The following is a 13,321-nucleotide window of genomic DNA, read 5'->3' as shown; positions in this document are numbered from 1 at the left end:
TACATTAGGACATGTTGCAATGCACTTGCAAGGATGGGCCTAAATTATAAACTGGGGTGTTTAAATGGCCTTACAGAATACTCAACAAAAGGTTGAAAGCCGATATTCCATTCAACAACTTGAGTCATTAAAAAAGAAAAGTATTTTTTATTCATTTATAAAAAGAACATTGGATATTGTCTTTGCGTCGCTCGCGTTTGTTATTTCTTTACCATTTGTATTGTTCTTTATTGCTTTAATTAAAATTGATTCTCCTGGCCCTGCTCTTTTCATCCAAGAACGAGTTGGATTAAATGGGAAGATTTTTAATATTTATAAGTTAAGAACAATGCGTATGGATGCAGAGATAAATGGACCACAATGGGCTAGTACGGATGATCCTCGCATTACAAAACTTGGTCACTTCCTTCGAAAAACTCGTATCGACGAATTACCGCAGTTTGTCAATGTCTTACGTGGAGATATGAGTCTTGTTGGTCCTAGACCTGAAAGAGCGTTTTTTTTAGTCAAATTTAATCACGAAGTACCAGGCTTCACTAATCGCTTAACAGTCAAACCAGGGTTAACTGGTTGGGCACAAGTGAATGGCGGGTATGAATTAACACCGAAAGAGAAGTTAGTCTTGGATTTACATTATATAGAACATCGATCAATCATTTTGGACATTCGAATTATGTTTAAAACAATTAAAGTTGTCTTGACTGGTGAAGGTGCTCGTTAAGTAATATAAGACAAGTTCAGAATTCTCTTAATTAAAAATAAGAATAATTTAACAAAAGGCCTTTTCTCATTTGGGAAAAGGCCTTTTAATTTCTTTAATAATAAGTTGTATTAATCATTAAATAATTGTTAAGGTAAAAAAACACTTTAAATTCCGAAAATTACCCACAATTTCTGAAGTTTATTAACAATTTGTGGATAACATATAATACTTATCCACAAACCACTTGTTTATAAATTAATACAAGCAGCTAAGAAATATTAAGATACGACAAAATTCTTTCAAAATGAAAAATGTTAAACATTTCTTCCTGTCGATAAATACTAATTTTATTAACAAGTTATCCACATATTAAAAACAAATTGCATTCATCCTAAATAGATTATGAAAAAGCAGATGCTCGTCTCTAATTTATCGAGCATTAGAGATGAAACAATTAATTCAAAGTTTGTAACAAATATATTTACTCTTTCCATAAGAACTTGAAAAATCAAAAAAAAACAATGCAATAAGAAAAAACCTTATTGCATCGCTTTTTGCTATTTTATAACTTTAATCGTACGAACACTTTTGTTTCCTGATTTATCAATGACATAAACCTTTAAATACGTGTTTGCTTTCTGTACTTTTATTGACACAGAAAATTTACCACTAGAATTAACGGAGCTTTGACCTATTAATGTACTTCCTCGATAAACCTTCACTGAAGCATTTTTCTCAGCACTTCCTGTTACAGTTTTTGATTTTGAAGTAACATTATTAACAACTGGAAGAGCTGGTGGTGTTTTATCTAATACTTTTAAAGACTTTGTTGCACTTACATTTCCAGCTTTATCCGTAGCAGTTACACTAACTGTCGAACCACTTTTTTGCTTTGAAATTGTAAACTTATAGCTTTTATTTGATGCGGCTGTTGTGCTTTTTTGAAACTTACCATTAATGTATAGTTTAACTGTAGAACCTGCTTCTGCCGTTCCCGTAACAGTAGTTGATTGATCTGAAACTGTACTCATTGTTGGTGTTGTGGGTTTTGTTTTATCAATCGTAAAGGTGATTGTAGTTGTGTTACTTTCCTCATCTTTCACAACTAAAGTGTATTTGCCTTGTTTACTAACTATTTGACCATTTTTAAATCCTGCACCATTTAATAAAGCAGTACCTTCATCAAAGGTAATTTTTACGTCTTTATTATATGAAATATTATTTTTTACCCCAGTTACGATTGGAGCTACAAAATCTTTCTTTTTGGCAATATATGAAGAAGCGATATAACCTGATTTTTTCCCATCAGTTGATTTTACTGGGAACCATACAAAATGATTTAAGCTACTATTTGGTTCAGTGTATTTAAATTCTCCATTAATAACAAATACCTGATTTAAAGGTTGAGCTGTATATGAAGATGAAGTATTCGGTTGAGTTCTTAGCTTTGTGCCAGCCATTGTTACTTTAACGATATCGCCTTTTTTCAATAAATAAGCAGACTCATGTAATCCACTTGTCATCGTATAAACCGGCTTATTAAATTTTATACTTTCGTTTAGTTTTGGATCATAAGTAAAATCATCATATGCAAATGGATATTGAGCAAGTTTTGTACTTCCTAATAAACTTTGGTCTTCAATGATGTTAAATACTTTATCTTGATAAGTTTCCAAGTTCCTTATGATTAAATGGTCATCATTTCTTTTTAACGGACTATTCACAGGCATTGTACCGTTATACGCCATTACAGGAAAATACCAGTTTTCAATAATTTCTCTTCCTGCATCTTTTATTTTTGGTAATGACGATAATTTGTACTTCTGGTCTAAAATATTAACACCAGTTTCAATATTATATACGATGTCACTTTTCAATTTCTCTGTATCAATGTTTGAATCCGTCACTTGCATAATTCCAAATCCATTATCTGTAGAAACAACTGGTTGTCCTTTTTCATCAAATTGTCTCCATGATGATTCTTTCATTGCAATTGATTTTACAACCTCAGGTGGAATATTCTTACTTAATGCTGCATTCGTTAATAAACAGTTAATTTGTTGATTAGATGGATTTACATTTTGTTTAATTGCGCCCATTGGTAAACATTTCGTGGACCAATCCGTTGCTGCTGATGCTTTTCCAGCAACTAAGCCAATGGAAAGCGTCGTTAATAAACCTACTTTTAACATTGTTGATTTCAAAATTTTACTCCTCCCCAATCTAGTTAAATAATTTTCTATTTTTCATTGTAACATATAAACATATTTATCTTAAAAATTGTTACTCAATTAAACTAGTAAAAAAGTGACTCACGAGGAGTCACTTTTTTATTTTAATTCTTGTCTAACATAACTTGAAGATACCCATCCAAAGCTTCCGTCCGCTAATTGGATTTTATACCATTTTTTTGTACTATCCATTGTTAAAGTACCATCTGTATTTGTAACAATACTTACATAAGTATTAAGGTTCAACGTACTAATTATATTGCTTACAGCTGTAGTTGCAGATGAGCGCACGTTTAAAGCATCTGTTGTTCTACCTAAGTTTTTAACAGATAAAGTTTGACTATAGGCATTTAACTTGATACTGTTTGTCCAAAAAACATTTCCATCAATTGATAATTTAATCCAATAATCATTTGTTTTTTCAAGAAGAAGGAAGGCGGTACCAGCTGAGATCGATTTCACTTTAGCCGCATCTCCCTTTGCAGTGTATAGATCAATGTTTCCTTTTGCAACTGCTTGGATATTAGCAGGGAATACATCACTACCAACAGGGGTAGATGGACTGCCTGGAATCGTAGTATTCGGTTGAGCTTTATCATAATACGCTTTATCAAACGGTAGAATTTTTTGCATATGTTGCGCAATCAAATTACCCCAGTTTGGATCAGTCGCGTAATAAAAATTCATCCCTTCACTCGCTGCATCTATTCTTACATTACTCATATCTTTAGTACTAAATCCAAGATATGCACCATGATATTTCCAGTTACTTGGATTTAAATAGGTAGACTTAATTGAGCGTGCAATATACTCTATATTTTCTTGTACACTCATAAATTTGTATGATGCTATGTATGGTGTTGCATCATATGAACCAAAGCCAAATAAGTTATTTTTTCCTAATGAAATTTGAGAAGTACCAAATCCACTTTCATGAATGGCATGTGCTGCTAAATAAAGTGCATTTACACCATATTTATTTCCAGCATTAATAAATAATTGTCCTTGATTAGTCAGTATACTCTTAGCTCCGCTTTTCACATTACTAGCAATATAGGTATTAATTTGCGCAGCAGTTACAGGCGACGGTGTACGCAGATCGATAAACTGGTAGCTATCTCTTGATGTCATTGGGTCACCAGTCTTTACTTGCTTGATATATGATCCAGATACATATCCCGTTTTACCATTGTAACTAACTTTATACCAATTGTTAGAAGCTTTATCAGTCGCAATTAAAACCATATTAACCGGAATTACTGTAAGTAATGATGAAGAAGCATCATACGTTTGACGCATATTTAATTCTGAAGTCGTAATATACGTCGTATCTGTTATATTAGTTATTGTCACGACATCACTTTTTCCGAAATCCACTGCTTTTACATATCCACTTACACCGTTATAAGTCACACTATACCAATTACCAATTTTTTTGCTAATCGGAATAACTGTATCTTTTGGAATTTGAATAAGCTGTTTTGATGTATTGCCGAACAATTCATATAAATATGTTGCATTAAGTGCTTTATAATTCGTAGTAGTAAGCGTTGTAAAACTATTTGCAGCTACATCTTCACTCTTAACATAAAGATTTTGTCCATTGTAATTAATTCGATACCAGAGCTTCCCTACTACATCTGTTGCTTTTTGAGTTGAGGCAAAGCCATTATCTCCACTAACTGTAGTTACTACAGGTTTAGTTGCATCTGGAGTTGAGTATAAGTTCGTGACTGCTTTTGTAAAATAGTATGCAGTACTTGTTGTTTCATATTTTATTTCATTTACTTTTGTAAAGTTGCTAATATGAACATATCCACTTACACCGTTATAAGTCACACTATACCAATTACCAATTTTTTTGCTAATCTGGATAACTGTATCTTTTGGAATTTGAATAAGCTGTTTTGATGCATTACCGAACGAATCATATAAATATGTTGCATTAAGTGCTTTATATTTCGTAGTGGTAAACGTTGTAAAGCTATTTGCAGTTACATCTTCACTCTTAACATAAAGATTTTGTCCTTTGTAATTAATTCGATACCAGAGCTTCCCTACTACATCTGTTGCTTTTTGAGTTGAAGCAAAGCCATTATCTCCACTAACTGTAGTTACTACAGGTTTAGTTGCATCTGGAGTTGCGTATAAGTTCGTGACTGCTTTCGTAAAATAATATGCAGTACTTGTTGTTTCATATTTTATTTCATTTACTTTTGTAAAGTTATTAATATAAACATATCCCGTTTTACCATTAAGCGTGACGATATACCAGTTACCAACACGTTTTGATGATGAAATAACCGTACCAGCCGGAATACTTGATAGCGCTTTAGATGATATACCATATGTTTGATATAAACTTGTATTTTTAATTGCTTTATATTTTGTTTGGGCAAATGTAGCTACAGCACTTTTCGTAACATCTGCGCTATTTACATACAATGTTTTGCCATTGTAACTAACGCGGAACCATGTTTGGCCAATGCTATTTACAATATTTTGAGTACTATAAAACCCATTATTAACAACTACAGAATATACTGCAGCTTTTTTGGTATCAGGCGTTGGATATAGTTTAGTAGTTTTATTTGTAAAATAATATGCAGTCGCTTGAGTAGTATATTTATAATATTCCTTTAAATAAGTACCACTTACCCAACCAGTTTTTGAACTATAAGTCACTTTGTACCATTTACCATTTCTTTGAGTAGCAGTAATTACTTTTCCTTTTGGAATAGTCAAAATGGACTTATAAGTTGTACCTGCCCCCTGTCTTAAATTTAGATTTGCTGTCGTTTGATACTTCGTTTTAATATTTACGATCGCTGCACTCGCTTTTGATGTTTCCAAACCAATATTAGGACAGGAAATGCTGGAGGTGCCTACTAAGATGCCTGTTGATACCAAAAGTACTCTTCCCATTTTTTTCATGTATCTAACTTTCCTTTCCTACCATTTTTACATTTAAACCGTAGAATAAAACAATCCAATTCTATTAAGCTAGTAAAATTAATAAATTATAAATGTTTTTAAAATGAAATTAACAAAAAATAACACTAAAGTTAAGTATAAGTCATAAAATGTCGGAATTTGAATTGTTTTGTTCAATAATTATATCGGTAAAAAAAGGAAATTGTTTTGTTTTATCGAAACGACAACCATTTTGTAATTAAATTGACACAATTCTAAAAAAAAAGTTAAAAAGTCCATAAAGAAGACATTTACTCTTCTCCATGGACTATGGTTTTCCTACAATATTATGTTTAAGCGGGACTAAAATCTCAAAGTACTTTGTTTTTTTCATTACTTTTTGACTATATGTGAAGTCTCCATAACAATATGGATATCTGAAATTTTTCTTATTATTATTACACGTATAAAGCTCAGGATTCGTCTCCACCATCGATAGTGAATACGTTTTAGCAAGTTGATCTGAATGTTTACCACCATGTTTTTTTACAAAATCAATATAGGCAATTCCCATATTGTAACTTTGTATTATGGTTTGTAAATCAACGCCTTGTTTTTTACCATAGGAATACACGTCTTTAAAGTGTGAGACCCCTTGTTGTATGCTTTTTGAAGTATCTTGAATACTATCCTTTGCAAGTCCTAGTGATTCTGAAGCCTGCATTGGATCTTTTCCTTTCCCCTTCGTTTCTTGCATCATTAGACCTAGTAATAAAGGAGTGTATTCTTCTAAATCAGACGCCTTTAATTCAGTATAAACTTGTGTTTCATACTTCAACACGCCTTGGAAATAGTAACGATAGATCGCAAATAACCCAATAATTGACATCAGAAGTGTAAATAAAAGAAGTTTTTTAATAAATTTCCACATTCTATTCTTTTTCATTACCTCCAAACATTTCTCTTTAATACATTATAACGAATATTCCTATTTAAAAAAGCAATGTGCTAAAACTACATATATTTGACATTAAAATGTGAAAAAAGAAATATTTCTTTTAATAAAAACTTAATAAGAATGTCGCCCTTTTAACCCCAGCTTAATAATTATGGACTTAACCAACTTTGAAACAACAAAAAAGAGTCCACCTAAGTTAAGTTGGACTCTTTTCACGCTGTTGAAAAACAAACTTGTCATTTAATTATCAAATTTTCGTAAAAGGAGCTTAGTGAGGTTGATTTCCACTACAGGATGCTCGCTTTCCATGGGGCGAGACCTGAGCCTCCTCGTCACGTTCGTTCCTGTGGGGTCTCAGCCTTCCCGCATTTCCCATAGGAGTCGAGCAACCCTCCGTTCCAATCAACTCTTTCATCAAAAAAATGATTATACTAAAAAACTACTCTAACAACTTTTACTAAAGTAATACAACAGCTTGTTAATCAGTTTGTATGTCAATTAAGACCAAGCATAACTTATTATAATAATCATCTATACTTGTTTTTATAAAAATTTGTTCTTAAAAATTTTTAACTTCTCAAGAGTAAACAATTACTAGAGTTTGTTGTTATTATAAAACCGCTCAAACATATTAACATTTAAAACCATTAATGGATCATCAAAGAATGAATTGTATTATCAATAATGTTCACTTAACTTACGTTTGACCATTTTTATTTCATTACCCTAAAAAGAGTCCAACCTAAGGTGGACTCTTTTACTACACTTTACTTTATCTCTTTTACTTCTACTATTCGATCCATTTTCAATTCATCATTTTCTCTTGAGAAGTGGTAAGTAATTTCAAATGATTTCACTTTAGTTTTTCCATTTTTTTCAGTTATCTCATACGTCTCATTTGTTGTAATGATCATACCTGAATCATCTTGCTTTGAATTTTTCATAGAAAAGCTTGTGAGTTTTTGTGTTGTATCTTTTTTCTTAATTTTGTCTTGATATTCCTTAGACTGTAAGAATGCTTGGCCATTTTGATTAAACAATCCGTTAATTAATTGCTTTTCTTCCAAATCAGAAGAAGGCTTAGGACTTGGTAAATACTTATCAAAAAATCGTTTAAGGCCTGCAAAGAATCCATCTTTTTGACCTGTGTCGTCCTGCTTTTCAACTGGCGTATCAAACATTAAATCCACATACTTCCCTGTAACTGGAATATCATCTGTTTTAAGTAACTCACCATCTTTTTCAATTTCAGCGTGAACTACTGTTTTACCATTTAATAAAAACGGACCAAATCGATCTAGGTCACTTACTTTTTCCCCAGTGTCTTTTCCATTTACAAAAAGTTCCGCATCAGGTTCGTTGGAGTAAATTTGAACATAACTAACATTAAAGGTTAATTCCTGTGATAATTTATTTTTTGTAGCAGAAGAAAAATCTATATCAACTGCATCCTTAACATCACTATAAACACCTTTATATGAAACAGCCAAAGTGTACTTTCCGGGTAAAATTTTGTGATATGTTGTTTCGTATTCGTCTGTTTTCAAGTGTGTAATATGATTATTTAATTTTAAGTCAATGTCGTCAATTGGCGAAGAAATCGTTAACTCGAATGGTTGGGCACTTATTAAATAAGTTTGATAAATCCCTAAAAATTTACTACCCTTTTTAATTGAAAGCACATAATTTCCACGACTATCTATTAATTTACTATTAACCACTTTATTATTTTGAATCATATCGTCTAAATTATCTAATACATCATAGCTATTCAAGTAATCCATAAATGCGATTACTGACTCTTCATCTAGGGATGCCCCCGTACCGCCTTTTTGTAGCATATGTGTGACTTCTTTAAAATTATTATCTGACACAGCTTTATCAAAAATCTTCACTAATCTTTTAGGCGAATTTAAGTAATTTAATGTTAAATGTGTAATTAATATGACGATTATCGGTATTAAAATAAACATCCATTTTCTATTAAAACTAGGTATTCGTTTATTTCTCATTGTTCGTATACCCGCTCTTGACAAGGAATTTTGTTCTCTAAACTGAGTTTCCATTTATTTTTAACTTCCCCTTAAATTTTCATTCTAAATCAGGCTTGTTTTTAATATATAAATTGAATCTAAATAAAAACTTAAAAAAGTAAACTATAGTCTATCATACTATTTTTTATTTAAAGGGTAAAAAGAAATTTTTTATAATATTTAGTGGAAGTAATTGGTTTCATTTCTCTTAAATATATGTATGACATCCTCTCTATTTACTTGTTAAACTATAAGGACTGAGAGATAGGAGGAGAAAAAGTGAAGCCGTTAGTTAATCGGAAAGAATCGATTTATTTTATATTACTTTTAATTATTAGTATTCCAATTTATTTATTACTAATTTTAAGTGTTGTTGGTCTTATTATTTTAGGAATATTAATCGTTTTACCACTCTTTGCCCATTTAATTTACACCGCCCACATACGTATAAATGGTGTTAAGATTACTGAAAAACAATTCCCAGAAGTATATTTGAGAACAAGAGAAATTTCAAAGGAAATGGGCTTTTATTTTCTACCAGATTTTTATGTAATCCAATCTGGAGGATTATTAAATGCTTTTGCTACGCGTTTCTTTGGACGGAATATGATTGTTTTATATTCAGATCTATTCGAAGAGATTGAATCAAACCCAAAAGTAGTTGATTTTGTGATTGCACACGAACTTGCACATATTAAACGAAATCATATTCTGAAACAAGCTTTAGTATTACCTGCAAATTGGGTTCCTTTTTTAGGTTCGGCTTATTCACGTGCATGTGAGTATACAAGTGATCGAATGGCTAGTTATTATATAAATGATTTTGAAGCATCGACTCAAGCACTTACGATGTTAGCAGTTGGACGCAAATATTATCAACGAATTGATCAACGTGAATATTTATTAAATAGTAGCAATGAAAAAGGTTTTTTAATTTGGTTAAGTGAACGATTAATGTCTCATCCAACTTTACCAAAACGTATTAACGCTTTGCATCATTTTAATAATGTAGAAAGCGATATTCTATTTAAAACTCCAAAACGCGTATACGGGATTGCTATAACTGTTTTTGCATTGTCGTTCGGAGTTTTAGTCGGTGCAGGCTTATTAGTAGAAAAAGCGATTCCACTAGCACAATCATTCGTTGATGGTTATTTATCTAAGGAAACACCATTAACGCAAGCAGTACTTGATAACGATGTTGAACAAGTTAAAGAGTTAATTGACGAAGGTGCAGACGTAAATGAATTGAATGATGACTACGAGTCTCCACTTCTCGTAACTTCATATACTGATGAAGACCATCTTAACTTAGAGATGTTAAAATTATTACTTGATAACGGAGCTGATCCTTCTATAGGAGATGCAGATGATTGGACACTCTTACATGCCGCTTCTTCTTTGGGAGACAAGCAAGCAATTGACTTACTACTAAAATACGGAGCAAATATTAACCAGCAAGACAGTTCTGGGGAAACACCTATTTTTGATACAACATATGATGTAGACGATGTAAAAACATTCCAATACCTAATTAAAAAAGGTGCAGACTTATCAATAAAGAACGTGGATGGAATGACAGTAAAAGAAGTAGCAAAGGAAAATGGAGCAACGAAAATCATAAAATGGTTAGCTAATCAAGGAAGCGAGATTAACCTTTAAGACATACTCGTGTAGCTATTTTCTTTTCAAACGCATTGTATTATAGCAAATTAAAAAAGCAAAGTTCATTAATCACTGAACTTTGCTTTTTTTAATAACTTATTACAAGGAACTGTAGTTATTTTTCTTAAGATTTTTTGTATATCCAACTATTCCCTTGATTTAATTAAATTTAAATTATATTGTTCTACATCATTAAGCTGTCCGCCATATGCTGGATTAGGTTTATACCAAGACTTCGAGCTAAAATAAATCGTCAAATCACTAGATTTAAATACTAAACCGTGCCTAGCATAGATTTCATTTCTGGCTAAACGTAAATCATTTGGAGCTAATTTAATTAGATCTGCATTCGTTAGTTTTCTACTATTACTACCTGGTAAAATATAATCTTTTGATTGCTTTTCTACATCGGTAACTTTTGTTTCCTTAGTAGTTGTTTCTTTAGCTACTTCCTTAGTTTTTGTTTCAGCCGTCTTTTCACTTTTTGTTTCTTTTTTTACATCCTTATCCGCCACTGACTCTGTAGAAGCATTTTTTGGATGAATATTACCTTCGTTCATTATTTTTGGGTAAACATAAAAAATTGCTGTAGCGCCTATTATTAGTACTCCAGCTATTGCGAGTATTAACGAAAAGTATCGTTTACTACTAAAACCATCATCCTTATTCTTAAGTTTTCTATGTTCTGAACGACTTTCAACTTCATTTTCTCCCTTATTAGCCAAATCCTTTCACTCCCCTAATACAGTAATAAATAGATACACTTATCATATTATCTAATCTATTTGCTTAAAATCCAATTATTTTAATAGAAGTTTAATACGTTATTAACACAATTGAAAAGAGCGTTTTAAAAAAAATTATACAAATAAACAAAAAATCCCTAGCTCCTCAAACGGAGTTAGGGATCATTCACCACTATATTTATTGGATATTGACGCTTATATATTTACCACCTCTAGTTCCAACAATTACTTGTTGGCCAACTACAACTGGAGACGCCTCAATATTAGCACCTAGATTAATCTTATTGATAATTTTTCCACTACCACTAATTAAGTACATGTTACCAACAGAATCACCTTGAATTAAGTAAGCTTTATTGCCTTTTGTATAAACCGCTACTGTAGAAGACCACGCATAGTTTGGTAAATCTAAATGCCATTTTTCTTTCCCAGTAACTGTATCATAACTAATTAATAAGCCACCATTCATCGTTTTATACCTTGAAATATTAAAAATAACCTGTCCTTTTAATGGTCCAGTTCCAACAATTGGTGTCGCCAATAATCCACCATTAACTGGATGATTACCTTTTATCGAATAACCTGGTATTTTCTTCTCCCAAATTACTTTACCAGTAAGTCCATTTAACTTTTGAATGCGTGCATAGCCTTTAGTTCCTTGTTTATCGATTTCAGAACCTGTGTATAAAAACGGTGTACCATTAGAATTCTCAATGACAATTGACGCATCCGTATCGTCATATGCATTATTTGCCCAAATTGGCCTTTTCTTAATAATATCTAGCGCTTGAATACCGCCACCATTATCGGCGAAATATGCAATGTTTTTGAATACTGCTACTGAATTTTCAATACCTTGGTAAGAATTATTTTTAAGTTTATATCGATATTTTGAAATGACTGGAGAAATTTTTATCTTTTTAGCCTTTGGATCATATTTAGTATTTAGTTTTATAAAATAAACTAGTCCATTTTCCCCGCCAACTAACATAGCATCATCATCTCGGTTAAATAACGCAGATCCATCAAAAGCACCCCAACCACGGAAAGAATAAGAATCTATTCCAGGAATAAATGCTAATTGAGAGCCATCAATTAGACTAAAAATCCTCATGCCTATTTTCCCGGTTTGCGGTATACCTTGTCCAATGTATAAAAGAGGATATCCACGTGGATCAAGAGCCACGCTACCCTTAATTGGATTTTGAATATTAATTGGATTTCTCGTTTTCTTACCTGTTGCCAAGTCTAAAAAGTAAACTCTCCCATCTAAAGACCCATAAACTACTTCTTTAAAGTTTGACTTTGTTTTAAATTGAGAATATAAATTCATAATTTTTTGTTCTTGTGGTTTCCATTCAATTACGCTAGGTTGACCAGTCCATCCTGAGCCCCCGCCCCATCCAGCTGAAGAAGAAGTTTGAAAAGACCAGCTCTTAACTAACTTTTGCTTTGAAATAACTGTCGTTCCCATCGAACCATTATTTCGGAAAGGTCCGCCTCGAAAGCTCAGTATTCCATTAACGGTTTGATACTGCTCTGGGAAAGGCTTTGTAAAAACTTTTGTGCTATTACTGAAACTATAAGTTAGGTTTTTACTACTTGGGAGTGGATTCAGTTGAAGTGCTTCCCACTTTTTTTGTTGATTCGTCTCAAACTTTTGAATTGTTGATTGTTCACTGCTCTCTTGATTTATTGCAGCTTTTACTTCATTACTACTTATTAAATTTGTCTCATGTTTAGTGCCTCTGTGTGTCAACGATGGTGAACTAAATATACTTGTTAAAAGTATTGCAGCAGAAAAGATTATACCGATCTTTGTCTTCAATTAAGCTCTCTCCCTCATATCTTAGTAGACAAATAATATGAAACTACTAAGATTATATATAATAGGAAGTAAGCAATTTGTCACATTTTGAAATTATCTAGTTATTTTTACTTAAAGATCGCTCACTACATATTGAATGCTAATAATTCTTACTCTAGTATTAACAGTATAATTTTCATTCTTTTCAATAAATTCCCACTATTTACACCTTGAGTCCCCTAAAACTTATGTTACATTTAAAGAA

At 31.9% G+C, this 13,321-nt stretch carries 8 protein-coding genes; 2 read left to right on the top strand and 6 right to left on the bottom strand.

What is annotated here, in order from left to right; all coding sequences use genetic code 11:
- The first annotated feature begins 64 nt into the window (after nt 1–64).
- Nucleotides 65–721, top strand: a complete 657-nt coding sequence (locus ACFWM3_RS02520) for a sugar transferase (RefSeq protein ID WP_056469505.1) — start codon at nt 65–67, stop codon at nt 719–721.
- Nucleotides 722–1,260: 539 nt separating this feature from the next.
- Here ACFWM3_RS02520 and ACFWM3_RS02515 read toward each other — a convergent pair.
- The 4 genes from ACFWM3_RS02515 to ACFWM3_RS02500 all read right to left on the bottom strand — a co-directional run bounded on the left by ACFWM3_RS02515 (nt 1,261) and on the right by ACFWM3_RS02500 (nt 8,871).
- Entirely contained in the window at nt 1,261–2,907 is a 1,647-nt protein-coding gene (locus tag ACFWM3_RS02515) for an Ig-like domain-containing protein (RefSeq protein WP_390310048.1), read from the bottom strand.
- A 126-nt stretch (nt 2,908–3,033) separates the two neighbouring features.
- The gene (locus tag ACFWM3_RS02510; protein WP_390310046.1) at nt 3,034–5,868 is read right to left on the bottom strand and encodes an SH3 domain-containing protein; all 2,835 of its coding nucleotides are present in this window, start codon (nt 5,866–5,868) and stop codon (nt 3,034–3,036) included.
- Nucleotides 5,869–6,175: 307 nt separating this feature from the next.
- Nucleotides 6,176–6,793 carry a lysozyme family protein gene (locus ACFWM3_RS02505; protein WP_056469499.1) on the bottom strand — a complete coding sequence of 206 codons (618 nt, stop codon included), beginning with the start codon at nt 6,791–6,793 and terminating at the stop codon, nt 6,176–6,178.
- A gap of 779 nt (nt 6,794–7,572) precedes the next feature.
- Nucleotides 7,573–8,871: a TcaA 3rd/4th domain-containing protein gene (locus ACFWM3_RS02500; RefSeq protein WP_390310044.1), complete on the bottom strand. Its 1,299-nt coding sequence runs from the start codon at nt 8,869–8,871 to the stop codon at nt 7,573–7,575.
- 246 nt (nt 8,872–9,117) lie between these two features.
- Between ACFWM3_RS02500 and ACFWM3_RS02495 the strand changes: the two genes are divergently transcribed.
- Nucleotides 9,118–10,500 (top strand): M48 family metallopeptidase, encoded by a 1,383-nt coding sequence (locus ACFWM3_RS02495; RefSeq protein WP_390310042.1) that lies wholly within the window; start codon nt 9,118–9,120, stop codon nt 10,498–10,500.
- 149 nt (nt 10,501–10,649) lie between these two features.
- Here ACFWM3_RS02495 and ACFWM3_RS02490 read toward each other — a convergent pair whose 3' ends face one another.
- Nucleotides 10,650–11,228 (bottom strand): YARHG domain-containing protein, encoded by a 579-nt coding sequence (locus ACFWM3_RS02490; RefSeq protein WP_056469488.1) that lies wholly within the window; start codon nt 11,226–11,228, stop codon nt 10,650–10,652.
- A 199-nt stretch (nt 11,229–11,427) separates the two neighbouring features.
- Nucleotides 11,428–13,077 (bottom strand): PQQ-binding-like beta-propeller repeat protein, encoded by a 1,650-nt coding sequence (locus ACFWM3_RS02485; RefSeq protein ID WP_390310040.1) that lies wholly within the window; start codon nt 13,075–13,077, stop codon nt 11,428–11,430.
- Nucleotides 13,078–13,321: the final 244 nt, after the last annotated feature.

This window comes from Gottfriedia sp. NPDC058432, from assembly GCF_042721555.1.
Lineage (GTDB): Bacteria > Bacillota > Bacilli > Bacillales > Bacillaceae_G > Gottfriedia.
Note: the sequence above shows the minus strand (reverse complement) of the source record. Positions and strands in the feature narration are given on the sequence as shown.

Bases quoted from the DNA above. Each gene is read 5' to 3' on its own strand.
- ACFWM3_RS02520 (WP_056469505.1), top strand. From the start codon at position 65: ATGGCCTTACAGAATACTCAACAAAAGGTTGAAAGCCGATATTCCATT.
- ACFWM3_RS02510 (WP_390310046.1), bottom strand. From the start codon at position 5,868: ATGAAAAAAATGGGAAGAGTACTTTTGGTATCAACAGGCATCTTAGTA.
- ACFWM3_RS02505 (WP_056469499.1), bottom strand. From the start codon at position 6,793: ATGAAAAAGAATAGAATGTGGAAATTTATTAAAAAACTTCTTTTATTT.
- ACFWM3_RS02500 (WP_390310044.1), bottom strand. From the start codon at position 8,871: ATGGAAACTCAGTTTAGAGAACAAAATTCCTTGTCAAGAGCGGGTATA.